This is a genomic window from Actinomadura atramentaria DSM 43919, assembly GCF_000381885.1.
Classification (GTDB): Bacteria; Actinomycetota; Actinomycetes; order Streptosporangiales; family Streptosporangiaceae; genus Spirillospora; species Spirillospora atramentaria.
Genome location: NZ_KB907213.1, coordinates 309690 through 328855, shown reverse-complemented (window position 1 = coordinate 328855; position 19166 = coordinate 309690). Strand labels below are relative to the sequence as shown.

Here is a 19166-nt window from a genome sequence, read left to right as displayed (position 1 = left end):
GGTTCTCGCTATGCGGCCGAACGGCCTTGTGCCCTGGTGGTCTCCGTCCACCCCCTCCGGTCCCCGCGGGCCCGCGGATCAGGCCATGAGCTGGTCGGCCGCGTCCCGGATCATCTCGATGGAACGATCCTCGGGCAGCGAGAGGTCGAGCAGGTCCTCAAACGCGCCCCGGTAGTCGGAGATCCGGGTCTCGTCCCCCGCGAACAGGACGCTCGCCGCCCGGCTCCCCTCCAGGTAGAGGACGTCGTTCAGCCCGGAGTCGAATTCCAGGATCGTGAACGGGCCCTCAAGCCCCTTGTGCGACCCGACCGAGAAAGGGACCACCCGGACGGTCAGCAGTTCGTCGCGCTCAGCGTCGTCGGCGATGGAGCGGAGCTGCCGCGGCATGATCCCAGGATCGACCATGACGCCGACGTGCCGGCGGATCGTCGCCTCGTCGATGAGGAAGAGCCGGTGCGGCGGATTCTCGCGCTCGACCATCCGGCGCTGCCTTTCCATCCGCAGCTTGACGACCGTGCCGACCTGCACCGGCCCCACGATTCCGGACGCGATGACCTCGGCGTACTCCGGCGTCTGGAGCAAACCCGGAATGATCAGCCCCTGGAAGTGCCGGACGAAGGACGCGCCCGACTCGTACCCCACGTAATTGAGGTACGTCTCGGAGAACTCGCCCCGGTACGGCGCCCACCAGGCGGGTTCGCGCGCGCCGCGCGCCAGCGCCTGCAGTTTCTCCTGGCGGGATTCGGACGTGACGTCGTACTGGAGCAGCAGCGCCTGGAGATCGGTGCGGGAGATCGCGTTCTTCCCGCCCTCGATGCGGATGAGCTTCGAGGAGCTCCAGTCGAGCTTCTTCGCGACCTGCTCCTGCGTGAGGCCCTTCTCCTTGCGGAGATGGACGAGTTCCGTGCGCAGTTGCGCGCTCTGGACCATCGGCCCCTGGTCAGTCGCCATGTCGATTGTCACTCCGGGTCGTCGGGTCGGCGGTCCGCCATCTGCCGGACTGCCATATGGCGTCGTGCCTGCTGTCGGAATCGTCGGCGGCGGAACGCCACCTCGTGCGGCGTCCGGCACCCCGCGCCTCGTGCGGGCGACCGTGCTGACGTGGCTTTATGCACAGAACGCACCTCGCATCTGGTCGGGTGGCGGTCGTCCATGCTTCAATGTGCCATGTAGCAGATTACCAGGAAACGAAAGGCCACGCGGCGGATTGCGTGGTAGCCTCGAGTGGAGTATTGACAGGCCGGTGCGGCAACGGCTTCACACCGGCGGGACAGGAGGCCGAAACGATCACACCCCCCGACCACGAGCGGTGCGGAACCCGCGCACCGCGCGCAGCGAAAGAGCCGCCCCCCACACCCCCGATCGTCGGTTCGCCGCCGGAAGGATCGGGGATCGGACGGAGGACGGCCCTTGCGGAGACCGCGGGCGGCGTCCCCGGTGCGGCGAACGGGACCGGCGATGGCAGTCGCCGGGTCAATACCTCGCTGACCAGGTAAAACGCGCTCGGCGGACTCACCAAGTCTAACCGTGCCCGCACGGTGCAGGCCATAGGTGGAATGCTCCGGATTCCCCCACCCTCGCCGTCCGCCTGGGGACCGGCGGTCCGAGGTGCCGGATCGGGAGCCGTTTCGGGACAGGGGTTCTCGACATGCACGCGATTCCGTTCTCCGCTCCACCGGCCGTCCGGCCCGGCTCACCCCCGGACCGCCGGACGAGGAGCCTTCGTTGGTGACCTTCGAACGCCCGCGGCGGGGCGTGGTTCCGCCGCCCGACGACCGTCCCGGCCGCCCCTTCTGGGACGCGCTGACCCCGCAGCAGCGCCACCAGTTCAGCCGGCTCTGCGAGCACGAGGCCGTGCCCGCCGGGCGGGTGCTGTGGGAGTCCGGCGCGGTCGCCGACCACGTGCTCGTCCTGCGGGAGGGCAGCGTCCGCGTGTGGGTGGAACGTGACGGCCGCCGCTCGACCGTCGCGGTGCGCGGGCCGGGCAGCCTCATCGGCGAGCACGGCGAGCTGCGGCGGCGGACGCGGTCCGCCGGGGTCGTGACGCTGGAGCGGGTCCGCGTCCTGCGGATTCCGGCCGAGCTGCTCGCCGCGTTCTACGTCGTCCACGCGAGCGTGCGGGGGCTGGCCGAGCGCGAGCCGTACACGCGGCGGCTCCGGATCGAGCGGGCCGACGCGGGGCCGCCGCCCGAGCGGCTGACCCGGGTCCGGCTGACGATCCAGCACCCGTTCGCGGAGGTGCCGCCCGGCACCGGCGAGGACGTCCACATCGCGACCGGCCCGCTGCGCGGCCTGCGCGGCGGGGACGAGGTCGTCGCGAGCGCGGGGCCCGGCGGCCCGACCCGCCCGCTCCCGCTCGACGCCGAACCGCCGACCGGGCCGCCGACCGGCCCGTGGACCGAGCCGTGGGACGACGCGGCGGCCCTCCCGCCGACCGGCGAGTGGCGGCTCGGCGACCACTACGAGCCCGCCGGGTCCGCCGCCGAATCCGTCCCGCCCGAGGGGCCGGTGTGGTCGGCCGGCGAGGTCTACACGCGCGCGTACGGCTCCGCGGACGAGGAGACGCGCCCGGACGCCGACCCGGGTTCTCCGAGCACCGGGCCGTCTGACGCGAACGCCGGGCCGGGATCGGCGGACGAGACCGAGCCCGTAGGCGCGGGAAGCGCCGAGCCGACGCGCTTCATCGTCCTCGAACCCGAGCGGCCCGCGGCCCGCCCGGACTTCGCCGTCCGGCTGCCGCCCGGCCCGGTGCTCCGCCCGCAGCCGGTGGGCGGCCCCGCGTCGCAGTGGGCGGGCCGCATGAGCACGATCCTGTTCACCGACGTGGCGGCGTTCAGCGGCGCGCACCGCACCGACGCGGACCGCGTCCACGTCCGCCGCGTCATGTACGACCGGCTCCGGGAGGCGTTCGCCTGGTCCGGCATCCCGTGGGAGGCGTGCCACCGCGAGGACCGCGGCGACGGCGCGTTCATCGTGATCCCGGCGGACTTCCCGCCGCGCGCCGCGGTGGACCCGCTGCTCGCCACGCTCGCGGACGCGCTGCGCGACCACAACCACCGGTCGAGCGCGGCCGTCGGGTTCCAGTTGCGGATCGCGCTCAACGTCGGCCCGGTCATCCCCGATCCCGAGGGGCTGTCCGGCCGGGCGATCATCCAGGCCGCCCGGATGATCGACGCCGCCGCGCTCAAGGAGCGCATGGCCGCCACCGGGGCGGACCTCGGCTTCATCACCTCGGAGTTCGTGTACGACGCGGTCCTGGCGGACGGCGTCGGCGGGCTCGCCCCGGCGCGCTTCACGCGCGTCCCGGTCGAGGTGAAGGAGGCCCGGATGACCGCGTGGATGCGGTTGTGGGGCGCGGCCGACCGCGACTAGCGGCACGACCGGCGACGGGCGAGAGGGGAGCGCCCGCGCCGTTCCGGCCCCCCGCCGGTGTTCTCAGGCGCGCGCCGCCCGCGGCAGGCGCAGCACGAACCGCGCGCCCTTCTCGCTGTCCTCGATGCTCAGCGTCCCGCCGTGCGCCCGCGCGACCTGCAGCGCGATCGGCAGGCCGAGGCCGGTGCCGCCCGCGTCCCGCTCGCGCGAGTCCTTGAGCCGCGCGAAGCGCTGGAAGACGACCTCGCGGTCCTCGGGCGCGATGCCCGCGCCGTCGTCGACGACTTCGAGGACCGCCGTGTCGCCCTCCGTCCGCACCCGCACCTCGATGCGGGACTCGGCGTGCCGTTCGGCGTTGTCGAGCAGGTTCGTCAGCAGCCGCGTGAGCCGCAGCCGCTCGCCGCGCACCGTCGTCTCGACCTGGAGGTCGGGGACGACCTCCTTGCTCCGCTCGACGCGGCCCAGCTCGATCGACACGAGCGCGGCGAGGTCCACGACCTCGTCGTGGGAGCGGGTGCCCGCGTCGAGGCGCGCGAGTTCCAGCAGGTCGGTGACGATCGCCTGCAGCCGTTCGAGGCTGTTGAGGACGGCGTGGCCGACGTTCTCCCAGTCCGCCTCCTCGGGCGCGATCAGCGCCTCCTCGACCTGGGCGCGGGCCGCCGCGATGGGGCTGCGCAGGTCGTGGGACGCGTCGGACGTGAACCGGCGCTGCTTCTCCAGCGCGACGTCGAGCCGGTCCAGGGTGGCGTTGACGGTCTCGGCGAGCATCCGGATCTCGTCGCGCGTCGCGGGGACGGGCACGCGCCGCCCCGACGACGTCGCCGTGATCTCCGCCAGTTCCGCCCGGATCGCCCCGACCGGCGCGAGCGTCCGGTTGACGGTGCGCCACGTGGACAGGGCCGTCAGCCCGATCAGCAGCAGCGCGAGGCCGACGACGAACAGCACCAGCTCGACGCTGACGTACCAGGGCACCGTGTTGCTCGCCGCGTACACGATCCAGTCGCCGTCCGGCTGGTACACGCGGAACGCGACGACGTTCATGCACCGCTGCAGCCCGCGCGGCGGGCACAGCCGCGTCGAGCTGTAGACGCTCGCCTCGGGCGGGACGAACGACGCGACGCGCGGGCCGCCGCGCACCTGCCGGCTCGCCGCGACGATCCGGCCGCGGCTGTCCAGCACCTGGAGGACCGGCGCCTCCCGCTCGTGCGGCAGGACGGCGGGGAGCGTGCCGCGCTTGACGTCGTGGACGAGCCGCAGCGCCGCCGAGATCGTCTTCTCGCGCCGGTAGTCGTCGGCGCGGCCGTGGGTCGCCACCATGACCAGGATCGCCACCACGCCGCTGACCAGGGCGGTGATGATCGTGGTCAGCAGCGTCATCCGCAGCCGTATCGACCATGCTCGCCGTTCGATCACCCGTCCTCCCGTGGGTGAGGTAATCACCTGGCGGGTGCGGCGGCGGGCTCGGAACGTGCGCACACCGAACAAGAGGGCGCAAAATTTTGTTTCCGGCCGCCCACGACGCCCCACTCAGCCGCGCCCACCGGACGGGCCGCCCGCCCGCGGCCCCCTCCGCCGCCCGCCTCTCCCCCACCGCACGCGAACGCGCTCGCTTCCCTCATCGCGCGGCTCCGCGCCGACTTCGGCACCCGCGTCCGCGGCGACATCGACACCCGCGTCTCCGCCTGCGCTTGCGCCTGCGTTCTCGCCCGCGTCTGCGTCTACTCCTGCGTCTGCGCCCGAGCTTTCGCCTGCACCCATGCTTGCGCCTGCGCCCGAGTCTTCGCCCGCGCCCATGCCGCTGCCCGCGCTTGCGCCCGCGTCTGCGTCCGGCCTGCCGCGCCTGCGCGCGCTCGTCCGGCTGCGGACGGCCGCGCGCGCTCCGCTTTTCGCGGGCGATTCCGGGGCTGTGCCCGCGTCAGGGTCCGTCGGCGCGGGGGAGCCCGGCGCGCGCGGGTCCGTGTCCGCGCTCGTGTCGGCAGCCGTGTCCGTCGCCCCGCGCCGACGCCTGCGCGTGTTCGGCTGGCCGCCCGCGTCCGCGCGGGGTTCGCCGTTCGCGACGCCGCAGGTGCTCGCGTCGCCGTCCGAGACGCCGCAGGTGCTCGCGTCGGCGGTCGCCTTGCCGTCCGGGTGCGCTTCGGCGTGGTTTTCGGCCGCGTCCGCCGCAAGGCGCGCGTCTGTTTCTTCCAGGGCGCAGGTGGTCGCTTCTTGGGGTGCGTTCGCTTCAGCGTTGTCGTTGGTCGAGGCTCGCGCGTTCGTGGTCGCGGCGGGTGGGACGGTGTTCATGCTTGCGGGGGTTCGGCGGTGTGCGTTCGGGTTCGTTCGAGCGGGCGCGGCGGTGGCCGCGCGGTCGGGGCGTTCGTCGTCCGGCGCGTCCGGCCGAGCGTTCGGGTCAGGGGCCTTTTCGGCGTCCGCGCGGACGGGCGGAGCGTCGCCGGGCCGCGCGGACACGGCGACAGCGGGCGGTCCGTCACCGGGCCGCGCGGACACGGCGACAGCGGGCGGAGCGTCGCCGGGCTGCGCGGTGAGGGCGACGGCGGGCGGCGCGTCGCCGGGCTGCGCGGGCGCGGTGACAGCGGGCGGCGCGTCGCCGGGCTGCGCGGTGACGGCGACGGCCGGCGGTCCGTCACCGGGCCGCGCGGGCGCGGCGACGGCCGGCTGGTCGGTGTCGGGGGTCGGGTCGGCGGGCGGCGCGGGGGTCGGCGGGGCGGAGTCGTGTTCGGGGTTCGGGTCGGTGGGCTCGGCGTCGGCGGGGCGGCGGCGGAGGCGGGGGACGCGGGGCCGCGGGACGCGCAGGCGGGAGCGGCGGGAGGTCGACGGCTCGTCCTCGTCCGGCGCGGCGGCGAGCGGCATCGCCAGCCGCGTCGGCCTGCTGCGGCCGCGCAGCGTCACCGATTTGCCGAACTCCCACGCGCCCGCCTCGGCGAGGTGCGCGAGGTCGAGCAGGTGCCCGGCGGCCAGGACGCGGCCCGGCACCGTCTTGGCGAGGTCGCTGAGCCGCGCGCCCTCGTTCACCGGGTCACCGATGACGGTGTACTCGAAGCGCTGCTCGGCCCCGATGTACCCGGCGACGACCTCCCCGGCGGAGACGCCGACGCCGAAGTCCACGCCGGGCACCTCGGCGCGGAGCCGCCGCCCGATCTCGCGGGCCGCGCCGAGCGCGCCGCCCGCCGCGTCGTCGAGGTCGAGGGGCGCGCCGAAGACGGCGAGCGCGGCGTCGCCCTCGAACTTGTTGATCCAGCCGCCGTGCGCGCCGACCGCGCCGACGACGACGCCGAAGAACCGGTTCAACAGCTCGACGACCTCGTCGGGGCTGTGCGTCTCCGCGAGCCGCGTGGACCCGGCGAGGTCGACGAACAGGACGGCGACGTTCCGGACCTCTCCGCCGAGCTCGATCCCGTCGCTCTCCAGCGCGAGGTCGGCGACCTGCTCCCCGACGTGCCGCCCGAACAGGTCGCGGAGCCGCTCGTGCTGCCGCAGCCCCGACACCATGTGGTTGAACCCGGCCTGGAGCTGCCCGACCTCGCTGGCGTCGTAGACGTCGATGCGGGCGTCGAGGTCGCCGCGCTCGACGCGGGCCATGCCGGTCCGGACCGTCTTGATCGGGTCCGCGACAGCCTTGATCGCCATGTACGTGACGCCCATCCCGACGAGGATCGCCGTCGCGCCGAGCCCGACCATCGTGACGGAGAGCTGCGTCGCGCTGATCGTCGGGACGAACAGCGCCCCGAACCCGACGCAGATCAGCCCGAGCACGGGGATGACGGTCCCGAGCGCCCACGCGAGCATCGCGCGGGTGACGACGCCGGGCAGCCGTATCCGCCGCGACTCACCGGTGGCCAGGACGAGCGCGGCGGCGGGCCGCAAGAGCCGTTCCGACAGCAGGTACACGATGGTGCAGGTGGCGAGCGCGCCGAGCAGGCACGTCAGCCCGGTCTTGATGGCGAGTTCGACGTTGAACAGCACGATGTCGAGCCCGAACCAGCCGATCGCGCCGAGCGTCCACATGCCGCCGACGAGCAGGGTGAGCCGCATCGGCCCGAGCAGCACGGCGCGTCCCTGCGAGCGGCTGGTGACCGCGCCGTCGCGGACGACCCGGATGACGGGCCGCCACATCCGCAGCCCGGTGGCGAGCACCGAGGGCGCGGCGACGAGCGGGTATCCGAAGAACGCGACGGTGTTGACGAGCCGCGCGTACCCCCGGTCGGGCAGCGGCGGATCGGGCAGGACGAACAGCGCGAACGACAGCACGACGGCCGCGCCGCCGAGGTTCGCGACCGCGACGACGACGAGCAGCACCCACCGGACGCGCAGTTCGAGCAGCGAGCGCGGCAGTCCGGGCAGCGCGGGCAGTTCTTCCAGCCGCGCGCCGATCTGCCGCGCGACGGCGCGCCCCGCCTCCCTGCGCGCGGCGGTGCGGGCCGCGTGCCGGGCCGCGAGCGTGTGCCTGCCGTTCACCAGTGCCTCCAAGGCCGGGGGATGCCTTGCGCGCGGGCGTCCGCGCGACGGGGGACGGCCCGGGTTCAGCCTAAGATGCCGGTTCGCCGCCGGTATGGCCGCCCTCACGTGCAGAGCGTGCCATCCCGGCGGCGGCGCGTACACTCCCGCGGCGGTGTTTCCCGGTCACTCGCCGCGGCGCGGGAGGACGAGCGGCCGCCCGGTGCGCGGATGCGGCAGCACCTCGATGTCGTGCCGGTACACCTCGGTGAGCCGGTCGGCGGTGAGGACGTCGGCGGACGGCCCGCACGCGGCGAGCCGCCCCTCGGCGAGCAGCGCGACCCGGTCGGCGTAGGCGGCGGCGAGGTCGAGGTCGTGGACGACGACGACCACGGCGTGCCCGCGCGCGGCCTCGCGCCGCGCGACGCCGAAGACGAGTTCCTGGTGCCGGATGTCGAGCGCGGCGGTGGGTTCGTCGAGCAGGACCGTCGCGGCGCGCTGCGCGAGGACGCGGGCGAGCGCGACGCGGGCCTGCTCGCCGCCGGACAGCGCGGTGAACGGCCGGTCGGCGAACGGGACGGCGTCGGCGTCGCGCAGCGCGGTGGCGACGGCGTGGTCGTCGTCGTCCTCCAGCGGCGTCCCGGCCCACGGCACGCGGCCCATCCGCACGACGTCCCCGGCGGTGAACGGGAAGGACAGCGTGTGCTTCTGCGGCAGCATCGAGCGGCGCAGCGCGAGTTCGCGCGGCGTGAACGCGTCGAGGGGTTCGCTCGCGACGCGGATCGTCCCGGCGGCGGGCCGCAGGTCCCCGCAGAGCGCGGCGAGCAGCGTCGACTTCCCCGCGCCGTTCGGGCCGACGAGCGCGAGCACTTCGCCGTGCCGGACGTCGAGCGTGACGTCGTCCACCACGGCGCGTCCGGCGCGTTCGACGGTGAGCGCGGCGGCGGCGAGCGCGACCGCGCCGTGCTCGGGCGGCGCGGGCAGCCGCGGCCGGCGGCGCAGCGCGATCATCCCCAGCCGCCCGCCCGGCTGCGCGCGCGCCGCAGCAGCCAGAAGAAGAACGGCCCGCCGACCAGCGAGGTGAGGACGCCGAGCGGCAGTTCCTGGTAGGCGATGGACGTCCGCGCGACGAGGTCGCCGGTGACGAGGATCAGCGCGCCGCCGAGCGCGCTCGCCGGGATCAGCGCGCGGTGCCCCGGCCCGACGGCCATCCGGACCAGGTGCGGCACGACGAGCCCGACGAACGAGATGATCCCGCTGAACGCGACGGCCGCGGACGTCAGCAGCGCGATGACGACGACGCACAGCAGCCGCAGCCGCTCCACGTCCACGCCGAGCTGCCGCGCGGGCCGCTCGCCGAGCGCGAGGACGTCCAGCCGCCGCGCGCACGTCAGCGCGACGGCGACGCCGACGACCGCGCAGGGCGTGACGGCCCCGACCGCGGGCCAGGTCGCGCTGGCGAGGCTGCCGAGCTGCCAGGACGTGATGGCGCGCAGCGCGTCGTTGCTGGACGCGAACATCAGCAGTCCGAGCGCGGCGGTCGCGACGGCGTTGACGGCGATGCCGGTGAGCAGCAGCGTCACGACCTCGGTGCGCCCGCCCGACCGCGACACGACGTAGACGAGCAGCGTGGTGAGCAGCCCGAACACGAACGCCGCGCCGACGACCGTCCAGTTCCCGAGGAAGGTGAACCCGAAGACGATGACGCCCGCCGCGCCCACGGCCGCACCGGACGAGACGCCGATGACGCCGGGTTCGGCGAGCGGGTTGCCGAACACGCCCTGCATGACCGACCCGGCGCAGCCGAGGGACGCGCCGGTGACGACGGCGAGCGCGACGCGCGGGAACCGGACGAGCCACAGCGCGTTGTCGCCCTGCGCGGCCTCCGGCAGCGGCCCGACGTCCAGCCCGATCCGGTGCAGGATCGAGCCGACGACCTGGTCGGGCGGAATGTTCACCTGGCCGAGCGCCGCCGCGACGACGACCATCACGACGAGCGCGACGGCGAGTCCGGCGATCAGCAGCGCGGGCTTCCACGCGGCGGGTTTCGCTTTCACCGAGCACCGCACGGATCGTGCAGCGCGACGGCGAGCGCTTCGATGGTCTCACCGGTGCGCGCGCCGAAGTTGAGGAGCGTGCCGTCGTCGGCGTCCACGACGCGGTGCGCGCGGCCCGCGGGCGTTTGCGCGACGCCGGGCAGTTTCAGCAGGCCCTTGACGCCGCCGACCGACTCCAGCCCGTCCGTCATGACGAGGATGACGTCGGGCGCGGCGTTGATGAGCCCTTCGCTGGTGAGCGGGCGGAACCCGCTGAGCCCGGCGGCGGTGCCCGCGTCGGTCGCGCCGACCGCCTGGATCATCGCGTCCGAGCCCGCGCCCTTGCCGCCGATGAGGTAGACCCCGGCGGTGCCACGCAGGTAGAGGAACGCGACGCGCAGCGGCTCGCCGCCGTGCGAGGCTTTCGCGCGGGCCGCGTCGATCTGCGCGGTGACGCGCGCGTTCAGCTTCTTCCCGGCGGCGGGGACGCCGAGCGCGGCGGCGATGGCGGTGATGTGCTCGCCGATCGCGGGGATCGTCTGCCGGTCGTCCACCATGACGACGGGGATTCCCGCCGCGCGGATCTGCTGGAGCGCCTCGGGCGGCCCGATGCTGCGGTCCGCGAGGACGACGTCGGGGTCCATCCGGAGGATCGCCTCGGCGGACAGGTCGTGGCCCTGGTTGGTGACGAGGGGGAGCTTCGCGGCGGACGGGAACGTCGTGGACGCGTCGCGTCCGATCACGCGGTCCCCGAGCCCGAGGCTGAACACGATCTCCGCGAGCGACCCGTACAGGTTGAGCGCGAGGACGCGGTCCGCCTTCTTCACCGTGACGCGCTTCCCGTCGGCGGACGCGACGGTGACGGGCAGCTCCGGCTTCGGCGCGGGGCTGAGCGGTTCGACGTCCTTGTCCGGAACCCGCACGGTGGACGGCCCGCAGCTCGCGACCGCGTCGGTCGCGCCGGACGCGGCCCCGCCCGTCCCGGCGGCGCAGCCCGCGCCCGCCAGCGCGGTGACCGCCGCGAGGGCGGCCGCCGCAAAACGCGCCTTCACGCCGCGCTCCCGCCGCGCCGCCGCCGGACGAGCAGCGCCGCGCCGCCGCCGAGCACGACGACCGCAGCGGCAGCGCCGCCGACGATCCACGGCAGCGACGACGAGCCGCCCTCGAACGAGACCGGCACGCGCACGTCCTGGCTGCGGTCGTTCGACCGCGTGTGATCAGCGCGGGTCGCGACGACGCACTTCACCTTCGTGCAGTCCACGGCGTCGTTGAGTTTCGCCGCGATCTTGATCTGCACGCTGAACGTCCCGCCGGGGCCGTACGGGACGGCCAGCCCCTTGCCGTACGGCGGCGGGTTGGACGAGATCCACTGCGATCCGCCGGTCTTGCCGCTGGTGTCCGCGCCGCCGCCGCACGGGTGCGGGGCCTTGCCCGCGCCGTTGTCCTGGCAGAACGCGACGTAGACGCCCTTACCGGTGTCGAAGCCGTGGCCGGTGACGGTCAGCGTCGCGCCGTCCCTCGCGAGGCCGGTGGTCTGGGAGACGGTCAGCGTCTGGCCGCTCGCGCCGGTGGCCGACCCGGCGTCCGCGTGCGCGAGTCCGGTGGTGAGTGCGAGGGCCACGCCGGTCGCGGCGAGGAGGGGCACCGTTCTGCGCATCGTCCGTCCCAGTGTTGCGAAATGTGGCCTATGTCGGCTTTTCAGCCGCTGGGGCGTTACGTTAGCTTAGCCTTACCTAAGTAGGAAGACGCGGGGTCGAACCATGAAGCACGTCCGATGAATCGCCGCCAGCGCGCCGTCGCGAGCGTTTCGGCGGCGGCCCTCCTGTGCGCCGCGCCGGTCGCCCTCGCGACCCCCGCGCACGCGGCCTCCCTGGCGGTCTCGCAGCGCACCGGCGTCCCGCAGTCCGGCGCGACGCTGACGGTCACCGGCAGCGGCTTCGACGCCAAGCGCAACAACGCGTTCGGCGTGTACGTCGTGTTCGGTCCCCGTCCCGCGAACTTCTTCAAGGACGCCAACCTGTTCGCGTCCGCCGTCTGGGTCCACCCGGGCGGCGGCGGGAACGGGCAGGCGCCGATGAGCGCCGCTGGGTCGTTCAGCGTGCGCATCGCCGTGAAGGCCAAGTACACCGACGGGAACGGCAAGGCGGTGAACTGCCTCGTCAGCGCCTGCTACGTCATGACGATGGCCGCGCACGGCGTGCCCGACCGCAGCCAGGACGCGATGGTGCCGATCGCGTTCAAGGGCGCGGCGCGCGCGCCCGAGGCGAACACGCCGTCCGGCTCCGGCGCGGGCGCCAGCCCTGGCTCGTCCGCCTCCGGCTCCCTCGGCTCGACGACCCCGGGCGGCACCGCCCCGCCCGCCGCCGGGACGCCGACCGCCGCGGCCGGCGTCCCGCAGGGCTTCGCCACCCCCGTCGCCGCCGAGACGTTCCGGCAGACGGCCGCGGGGCCGCCCGCGCGCTCGCCCGCCCCGTTCTGGATCGCCGTCGCCGCCGTCGCCGCCGCCGGAATCGGCGTCCGGCTCCTCGCCCGGCGGCGGCGCCGACCCGCCCGCTGACGTCCCCCGCCCCCGATCGTCCCCGCCGCCGCCACCCGCAGCGGCGCGGCGGACCGCGCGCGCCCGCGCGCACTCCCAACACCCCACAAGGAGCACTCCATGCGTTCCATCGCCTCGCGGCTGGGCCGCGGCGCCCTCGTCGTCGGCGCGGCAGCCGCCGTCACGGCCGCCGGCCTGTCCCCCGCGTACGCCGCCGGACCCGCGACGACCGTGTCGCCGTCCACCGGCGTCGACCCCGCCGGCCAGGACCTGGCGGTCGAGGGCACCGGCTTCAACCCCGCCGCCGCCGGCGGCAACGCCATCTACGTCGCGTTCGGCCCGAAGACCGCCGACTACGCCACCAACGCGGGCGTCTTCCAGGTGTCCAAGTGGATCCACAAGGGCGCGGCCCCGTCCGCCGGGCAGGGCCCGATGAACGACGACGGCACGTTCAGCACCGTCCTGCCCGGCGTCAAGGCCAAGTACAAGGACGCCGAGGGCAACGACATCGACTGCCTCGTCACCCAGTGCTACGTCATCACGATCGCGGCGCACGGCTCCACCGACCGCAGCCAGGACACGTTCACGCCCGTCACGTTCACCGGCGGCGAGAACCCCGGCGGCGGCGACCCGGGCGAGGGCGGCGAGAACCCGGGCGGGGGCGGCGGCTCCAGCGAGCAGCAGACCATCACCGCGAAGATCAACAAGACCGGCGCGCTGACCCTGTCCGTCGCGGGCAACAACGTCGCCCTCACCGACGCCGCGCCCGGCGGCCACGCCACCGGCGCGCTGAACAAGGCCACCGTCACCGACGCGCGCGGCACGAACGCGGGCTGGAGCCTGGTCGGCCAGCTCGGCGACCTCACGTCCGCGGCGGGCGGCGCCATCCCCGCCGCGAACATGGCGTGGGCGCCGAACGCGGCCGTCGTCAACGACGGCTCCGGCGGCGCGGTCACCGCGGGCCCGGCCGTCTCCGGTCTGGACGTCGCCCGCACCCTCGCCGCCTCGGCGGGCGGCGCGAGCGGCGGCGTGTTCGAGGCGGGCGCCGGGCTCGACCTCGGCGTCCCGGCGGGCGCCGTGCCCGGCGACTACACCGGCACCCTCACCCTGACCCTGTCCTGACGGGTCATCCTCCGGCGCGGCGCCCCTTCTGGGACAAGGGGCGCCGCGTCCCCCGAGTCTTGCGGAGAAACCCCATGAACGCACCCGCCCGCGCGGGCGCGGCCGCCCTCGCGGCCCTGCTCGCGGCGGCCGCCGCGCCGGTCGCGCACGCCGCCCCCGACCCCGGCTTCACCTGGGCCGTCCGCCCGGCCGGGCCCACCGGCCCGAGCGGGCGGGACTACTTCGTCTACACGGCCGCCCCCGGGCAGAAGATCAGCGACAAGGTCACGGTCTCCAATCTCGGCAGCCGCGCGCTGACGCTCCGCGTGTACGCGACCGACGCGTTCAACACCCCGGACGGGTCGTTCGCGCTGCTCACCGCCGACCGCCGCGCGACGGGCGTCGGGACGTGGATCGCCTTCCGCGCCGGGACGTACCGCATCAAGCCCGGCAAACGGCTGCAGGTGCCGTTCACGCTGACCGTCCCGGCCGACGCGACGCCCGGCGACCACAGCGGCGGCGTCGTCACGGCGATCACCCAACAGGAGACGTCCGCGACGGGGCAGCGCGTGAACGTGGACCGGCGCGTGGCGGCGCGCGTCCACGTGCGCGTCAACGGGCCGCTGAGCCCGTCCGTGCAGATCGAGGAGCTGGCCGCTTCCTACTCCGCGCCTGTCGCGGGGACCTCGGACATGACGGTCGCGTACCGCGTCCGCAACACCGGCAACGTCCGGGTGACAGCCTCGGCGCGGATCTCGGCGGCCGGGCCGTTCGGCTGGTCGCAGGGCAGGCCCGTCTCGCGGCCCATCCCGGAGCTGCTGCCCGGAAACACGTACACGTTCACCGAGAAGCTGCCGGGCGTCGCGCCCGTCGGGCCGTTGCGCGCATCGGTGCGGCTGACGCTCGCGGACCCGGCGACGGGTTCCGCGCTGGCCGTCCGGCCCGTGACGCGGACCGCGTCGTCGTGGGGCGTGCCGTGGCTGTACCTCGGTCTCGTCGTCGTCCTGGCGGGCGGCGTCGCCGTGTTCGCCGTGCGCCGCCGGAGGAAGGCATGAAGCGGGTTTTCGCCGTCCTCCTGGCCGCGCTGCTGGTGTTTCCGGCCGTTCCCGCGTCCGCCGACGCGCCGCGCGTCGCGGTGGACCGGACGTCGGTGAAGGCGGGCGACACCCTCACCGTGAAACTGTCGGGCTGGGCCGCTGGGAACGTCGTCGTCGAACTGTGCGGGAACTCCGCGCGGCGCGGGACGGCCGACTGCGCCGTCACGACGTCCGCGACGACGTTCGTCGCCGCGAAGAAGACGGCGACCGTCCTGCTGACCGTCGCGAAACCGCCCATCGGCTGCCCCTGCGTCGTCTCCGCGCGGCCCGTGACCGGCGGGACGCCCGTCACGACGCCCGTCGCCGTCGCCGGGGCCGGCACGCTCGCCGCGCCCGAGACCGGCGGCGTCACCAGCAGCCGCCGCCTCACCGTGACGGACGTCTCGGTGACCGGCTCAGGCGTCGCGTCCTGGTTCGGCGGGCCCGCCCACCGGACGCTGCGCTTCACCGTCCGCAACGACGGACAGGCGCCCGTCGCCGACGCGCCGCTCTCCCTCGCCGCCGGGCGCGGCGCCGACCCGACGACGATCGTCGCCGCGCCGCCGCTCGGCACGCTCCAGCCCGGCCAGGAACGCTCGTACACGACGCGGTTCACCCTCGACGGGCCCGCGTTCGGGCGCTACACGATCCGCGGCGAGATCACCGGGATTGACGAGCCGATCGCCTTCACGGGCTCGACGTCCTCGTATCCGTGGGCGTTCCCGGTGCTCGGGGCGTTGCTCGTGTTTCTCGCGTTCGTGCGTGCGCTGCGCCGCCCCGCGCGTCCGCCCGTTCTGCCTGTTGACGCTCCGACACCGGACCGTGTGATCAGCATGAACCAGGTCGTCGCGGCGAACGTCGGGCACTGGCGGCGCGTCCGGGACCTCGACCCCACCCTCGCGGCCGCGTCCCTGACCCGCCTGACGGGCCGCCCCTGGTCCGCTTCGGACATCTCGGACGCCTCCCTGGACTCGACCGCGTCCTACACGGCCAACGACCTGCTGGCCCTCTCCCGCGTCCTGTCCGTCCCCCTGCCCGCCCTCCTCCTGCCCCCCACCGACCGCCGCTACCGCATCGCCGCCGCCGACCCCCACGAGCTGGCCGACCAGATCTCCGTGGACGGCGTCGAACTCCTGCGCGCGGTCGCCCCCACCGACGACCCGGCCTACACCGACCGCGTCGCCGCGGCGAACCGGACGTTCCTCGGCTGACGGGGGTGCGCGCCACCCGGCACGCACCCCCGCTGACCTGCGGTTTCCCCGGCCCCAATACCGAGTTGGCGCAGGCAGCGAGCATCCCGTATGCTTTCGGACGTCGCCAGGAAAACGGCCCCGCGAGGGAGCCCACCCCGGGAGACGCCCCCGAGAGTCTAGACTCGGGGAAAACGCAAGGTCCTGTGGAGCAGCTAGGAGTGCTCGCCACCCTGTCAAGGTGGAGGCCGCGGGTTCAAATCCCGTCAGGACCGCCAGACGTGCCAACGTCACCGCGACGACCGCGCGTCCCGGGCAGGTAGCTCAGTCGGTACGAGCGTTCGCCTGAAAAGCGAAAGGTCGGCGGTTCGACCCCGCCCCTGCCCACACCCTTTGAACAGCCGAAACGCCCGGAGCGATGATCGCGCCGGGCGTTTTTGACAGCAACCGTGACAGCAACGGCCTCAGCCGAGCACGTCCCCCAGCTTCCGCAGCGCGGCCCGCTTGTCCTCCAGCGCCGCATGAGCGTAGATGGTCATCGTGACCTCGATGTCGCTGTGACCGACGATCTCCCGGACGACGTGCGGCGGGACGCCGAGCGCCAGGAGCAGGGACACGCACGTGTGCCGGGTGTCGTGCAGCCGGACACCGTCCAGCCCCGCCGCTTCCCTGATGCGGCCCCAGCTCCGCCGGAGGTTGTCGGGTTCCATCGGCGTTCCGATGCGGGATGGGAACACCAGCCCGTGTTCTCTCCAGTTCGGCCAGGCATCGGCGGCCTCCCGATCCTGCATGACGCGGTGCTCGCAAAGCGCGACCACGCACAGGTTCGGCAGCGGAATGGTCCGCACGGAATCAGCGGTCTTCGGCGGGACGAACCGCAGTTCCCCACCGATGCGCTGGAGAGCCTGCCGGACTTCCAGAGCGGCGTTCCCGATCCCGGTCTCTTCGCATTCCTCGCACGCGGCGCCGTCCGGGGCGTACCCCTCCCCCGCGCAGGCCCGACACGGGTCCATCGTGATGTCTTCCCAGCGGAGCCCGAGCAGTTCACCGCGCCGCAGCCCGAGGCAGAGCGCCAGGACGAACAGCGCGTGAAGGCGTTCGCCCTTGGCCGCTTCGAGCACGGCTCGCGCCTGGTCGATGGTCAGGCCGCGGTTCACCTCGTAGTCGGGTGTCGAGACCTGCACCAGCTTGGCGACGTTGCGCGGAATGATCTCTTCCCGGACGGCGGCTTGGAGCGCGTTCCGCAGAACCGCGTGGATGTACTGGACCGACCGCACCGACAGCCGGGACGCGCAGCATTTCCCTCCCTTGAGGGAACAGCACCGGGGAACTTCCCGGATCTCGTCCCAGCCGTTGCGGCAGCACTGGCACGCTTCCCGGATGCGGGTGACGGCGAGCCGGACGTCACGTGCCATCAGTTTTCCGAGCCGTTTCTTGCCGAGTTCGGGAATCAGATGACGGCGAACCGCGACCTCGTATCCCCGGTGGGTCGTCGCGCGCCGTTCGGGCTTGACGACGTGCTCCAGCCAGTACGTCAAGTATTGCTCGACCGTCCAGGTCACCGACGCCACCGGAATGCCCTGGTCGGACTGTTCCAGCAGCTTGGTCAACCGCTTGCGCGCTTCGTCGTGCGACGGCGCGTAGCCCTGCACCCGCTTGAGCGTCCCGGCCGTCGTCAGGACGTACGCGGCGAAGGCGTACCGGCCGTCCTTGCGCCGCCAAATGCTTCCTTCGCCGTTCCCGCGCTTGCTCCGGCTCTTCCGACGCTTGGGCTTCTCTGGTTCGTCCGGAGTACCGATCGCTGTCGTGGTCATCAGGCGGCTTCCTCCGAGAGGTGGTCGAGGCATTCGGACAGGGCGTCGACGGGCACCAGCCGGCGGCGGCCGATCTTGACCGTGCGGAGCCGGTTCGAGCGGATGAGGTTGTAGAGCGTCCAGCGGCTCACTCGGAGCCGTTCGGCGGCTTCATCGACGGTCAGGACCAGGTCGTCCAACAGGGCTCCTTGCGTGGCGCGAGTCGAGCGGCGGGAGTGGTCGGCCGGTGAGGGCGGCGGTGAGGAGGGCTTCGCCGGGGGTGAGTCCTTGGCCGACGTAGTTCCAGTGGGTGGTGATCAGAACGCCGTCGTCGTCGAAGGGCAGGCGTCCGGTGGTGGCGTGGTGTTCGCGTTCGTTGTGGGCGCAGCGGTCGGCGCGCAGGCGTCCGAGGGTGGTGGAGTAGCGGCGGGACTTGGTGGAGAAGTGGCCGCGGAAGCCGAGCATGTGCGCCCACTGGTCGAGTCGCAGGCCCGCGAGTTCTTCGACGGCGGCCAGGTCGAGGCAGGCGGTGATGAGGCGTCGGGCGTGGTCGGTGACGGGGAGGGTGTTCACGTCGTCGGTGGCGCGGATACGGCGGTCCACGGTTCCGGTGGACTCGGCGGCTTTGGTGGCGTATTTGGCGATGTAGCCCGCTACGGCGCGGTCGGTGAGCGTGCCGGTCGCGGTGATGGGGCGGATGTCGAGTTGTTCGCCCCAGGTCAGGGTGTGGGCGGGGACGTCGTTGCTTTGCGGGGTGCGGGCGGTGACGGCGGTCGCGGCGTGGCGGACGGCGTCGGCGAGCAGGTCGTAGGTCGCCCAGGCAGGGGGCGGTGCGATGGGTCCGCCGGGTCCGTCGAGGCGGAGGACGGCGTGGAAGTGGACCAGGCCGCGGCGCTGGTATTCGGCGACCTTGGCGAACGACAACGTCAGGTGGGCGCGCAGTTCTCCCACGCGCAGCCCGCCGGCTTTGGCGATCTGGCGTCGGACGGCGAGGGTGAAGCGCCGCCAGAGTTCGGGCGCGTGCGCGTTCCACAGCACGGCCGCGCGGTAGTCGAAGCAGTCTGGGCAGATCGGCTGTCCGAGCCGGGGGTCGTCGGCGGTGTGCCGGGCCGTGCAGGAGACCGGCCGCCCGTGGGAACACGTTCCGGCATCGCGGCGGGGGCGGCATGGCTGCGCCTTGCCGTTCTTCTCGCGTCGGGTGTGGACGGGGCCGAACGACGGCGCGGTCAGGGTGACGAACGCCGCCGGGTGCTCGGCGACGGTGTCGGGCACTCCCTTGCCGCCGGACAGGCCCGCGCGAACGAGCTGGTAGGTGTCGGCGCGGTAGGTCTCGGCGCAGGCCGGGCAGCGGGACGCGCGGCGGGTCTTGCACGCCACCCGCAGCGTTCCGCCGGGTTCGGTTCCGCTGCTGAAGCGGCGCAGGAGTACGCCGGTGAGCTTGTCGCGGTACTCGACGTGCCCGCGAAGGTGGACGGGTTGCGCGCATCCTCCGGTGGCGCGGGTTCGGGCGGCCCAGCGGTCAAAGTCGGGCCTGTTGAGGCGGTCGGCCATGTCTCGGACGGCGACCGGATCGGACAGCCGCGCGGCCGGGACGTCGGGGACGGGGGTCATCGGTGCGGACTACTCCT

At 73.9% G+C, this 19166-nt stretch carries 15 protein-coding genes and 2 tRNA genes; 7 read left to right on the top strand and 10 right to left on the bottom strand.

The genetic code is table 11. From position 1 onward, the window contains the following. Nucleotides 1-78 precede the first annotated feature (78 nt). Nucleotides 79-951 (bottom strand): helix-turn-helix domain-containing protein, encoded by an 873-nt coding sequence (locus G339_RS0117035; RefSeq protein ID WP_019632288.1) that lies wholly within the window; start codon nucleotides 949-951, stop codon nucleotides 79-81. A 777-nt stretch (nucleotides 952-1728) separates the two neighbouring features. Here G339_RS0117035 and G339_RS36825 point away from each other — a divergent pair. Next, on the top strand, nucleotides 1729-3372 hold the full coding sequence (locus tag G339_RS36825; protein ID WP_019632287.1) for a cyclic nucleotide-binding domain-containing protein: 1644 nt from the start codon (nucleotides 1729-1731) through the stop codon (nucleotides 3370-3372). 63 nt (nucleotides 3373-3435) lie between these two features. Here G339_RS36825 and G339_RS0117025 read toward each other — a convergent pair whose 3' ends face one another. The 6 genes from G339_RS0117025 to G339_RS0117000 all read right to left on the bottom strand — a co-directional run bounded on the left by G339_RS0117025 (nucleotide 3436) and on the right by G339_RS0117000 (nucleotide 11499). Further along, complete coding sequence (locus G339_RS0117025) at nucleotides 3436-4785, bottom strand: sensor histidine kinase (protein WP_240489836.1); 1350 nt, start codon at nucleotides 4783-4785, stop codon at nucleotides 3436-3438. A gap of 114 nt (nucleotides 4786-4899) precedes the next feature. Next, a complete protein-coding gene (locus tag G339_RS39875) occupies nucleotides 4900-7827 on the bottom strand; it encodes an adenylate/guanylate cyclase domain-containing protein (protein ID WP_019632285.1) in 2928 nt (975 codons plus the stop codon). A 165-nt stretch (nucleotides 7828-7992) separates the two neighbouring features. Then, complete coding sequence (locus tag G339_RS0117015) at nucleotides 7993-8817, bottom strand: heme ABC transporter ATP-binding protein (protein WP_019632284.1); 825 nt, start codon at nucleotides 8815-8817, stop codon at nucleotides 7993-7995. Beyond that, a complete protein-coding gene (locus G339_RS0117010) occupies nucleotides 8814-9863 on the bottom strand; it encodes a FecCD family ABC transporter permease (RefSeq protein ID WP_338028927.1) in 1050 nt (349 codons plus the stop codon). Before G339_RS0117010 ends, G339_RS0117015 begins: the two co-directional genes overlap by 4 nt. Next, the gene (locus G339_RS0117005) at nucleotides 9860-10894 is read right to left on the bottom strand and encodes a heme/hemin ABC transporter substrate-binding protein (protein WP_019632282.1); all 1035 of its coding nucleotides are present in this window, start codon (nucleotides 10892-10894) and stop codon (nucleotides 9860-9862) included. Before G339_RS0117005 ends, G339_RS0117010 begins: the two co-directional genes overlap by 4 nt. Next, the gene (locus G339_RS0117000) at nucleotides 10891-11499 is read right to left on the bottom strand and encodes a hypothetical protein (protein WP_084693281.1); all 609 of its coding nucleotides are present in this window, start codon (nucleotides 11497-11499) and stop codon (nucleotides 10891-10893) included. Before G339_RS0117000 ends, G339_RS0117005 begins: the two co-directional genes overlap by 4 nt. A 117-nt stretch (nucleotides 11500-11616) precedes the next feature. Here G339_RS0117000 and G339_RS0116995 point away from each other — a divergent pair, with 117 nt between their 5' ends. From G339_RS0116995 to G339_RS0116970, 6 genes are all read left to right on the top strand, one after another. Then, nucleotides 11617-12399, top strand: a complete 783-nt coding sequence (locus G339_RS0116995) for a hypothetical protein (RefSeq protein ID WP_019632280.1) — start codon at nucleotides 11617-11619, stop codon at nucleotides 12397-12399. Nucleotides 12400-12498: 99 nt separating this feature from the next. Continuing rightward, nucleotides 12499-13500 (top strand): WxL domain-containing protein, encoded by a 1002-nt coding sequence (locus G339_RS0116990; RefSeq protein WP_019632279.1) that lies wholly within the window; start codon nucleotides 12499-12501, stop codon nucleotides 13498-13500. 74 nt (nucleotides 13501-13574) lie between these two features. Further along, on the top strand, nucleotides 13575-14534 hold the full coding sequence (locus G339_RS0116985) for a COG1470 family protein (protein ID WP_019632278.1): 960 nt from the start codon (nucleotides 13575-13577) through the stop codon (nucleotides 14532-14534). After that, complete coding sequence (locus G339_RS36820; RefSeq protein WP_026341531.1) at nucleotides 14531-15766, top strand: hypothetical protein; 1236 nt, start codon at nucleotides 14531-14533, stop codon at nucleotides 15764-15766. The genes G339_RS0116985 and G339_RS36820 overlap by 4 nt, the downstream gene beginning before the upstream one ends. Before the next feature lie 179 nt (nucleotides 15767-15945). Next, nucleotides 15946-16023 (top strand) — tRNA-Asp (locus G339_RS0116975). 35 nt (nucleotides 16024-16058) lie between these two features. After that, nucleotides 16059-16132, top strand: a tRNA-Phe gene (locus tag G339_RS0116970). A gap of 77 nt (nucleotides 16133-16209) precedes the next feature. On the opposite strand, the gene G339_RS0116965 is transcribed toward G339_RS0116970, so the two are convergent. From G339_RS0116965 to G339_RS34055, 3 genes are read right to left on the bottom strand one after another with little or no spacing between them, the layout of a single operon-like run. Further along, nucleotides 16210-17559 carry a tyrosine-type recombinase/integrase gene (locus tag G339_RS0116965; protein WP_019632277.1) on the bottom strand — a complete coding sequence of 450 codons (1350 nt, stop codon included), beginning with the start codon at nucleotides 17557-17559 and terminating at the stop codon, nucleotides 16210-16212. After that, nucleotides 17559-17738, bottom strand: a complete 180-nt coding sequence (locus G339_RS0116960; RefSeq protein WP_026341530.1) for a helix-turn-helix domain-containing protein — start codon at nucleotides 17736-17738, stop codon at nucleotides 17559-17561. Before G339_RS0116960 ends, G339_RS0116965 begins: the two co-directional genes overlap by 1 nt. Next, entirely contained in the window at nucleotides 17710-19149 is a 1440-nt protein-coding gene (locus tag G339_RS34055) for a replication initiator (RefSeq protein ID WP_019632275.1), read from the bottom strand. Before G339_RS34055 ends, G339_RS0116960 begins: the two co-directional genes overlap by 29 nt. Nucleotides 19150-19166: the final 17 nt, after the last annotated feature.

Bases quoted from the DNA above. Each gene is read 5' to 3' on its own strand.
- G339_RS0117000 (WP_084693281.1), bottom strand. From the start codon at position 11,499: ATGCGCAGAACGGTGCCCCTCCTCGCCGCGACCGGCGTGGCCCTCGCA.
- G339_RS36820 (WP_026341531.1), top strand. From the start codon at position 14,531: ATGAAGCGGGTTTTCGCCGTCCTCCTGGCCGCGCTGCTGGTGTTTCCG.
- G339_RS0116995 (WP_019632280.1), top strand. From the start codon at position 11,617: ATGAATCGCCGCCAGCGCGCCGTCGCGAGCGTTTCGGCGGCGGCCCTC.
- G339_RS34055 (WP_019632275.1), bottom strand. From the start codon at position 19,149: ATGACCCCCGTCCCCGACGTCCCGGCCGCGCGGCTGTCCGATCCGGTC.
- G339_RS0116985 (WP_019632278.1), top strand. From the start codon at position 13,575: ATGAACGCACCCGCCCGCGCGGGCGCGGCCGCCCTCGCGGCCCTGCTC.
- G339_RS0117015 (WP_019632284.1), bottom strand. From the start codon at position 8,817: ATGATCGCGCTGCGCCGCCGGCCGCGGCTGCCCGCGCCGCCCGAGCAC.
- G339_RS0116990 (WP_019632279.1), top strand. From the start codon at position 12,499: ATGCGTTCCATCGCCTCGCGGCTGGGCCGCGGCGCCCTCGTCGTCGGC.
- G339_RS0117035 (WP_019632288.1), bottom strand. From the start codon at position 951: ATGGCGACTGACCAGGGGCCGATGGTCCAGAGCGCGCAACTGCGCACG.
- G339_RS0116965 (WP_019632277.1), bottom strand. From the start codon at position 17,559: ATGACCACGACAGCGATCGGTACTCCGGACGAACCAGAGAAGCCCAAG.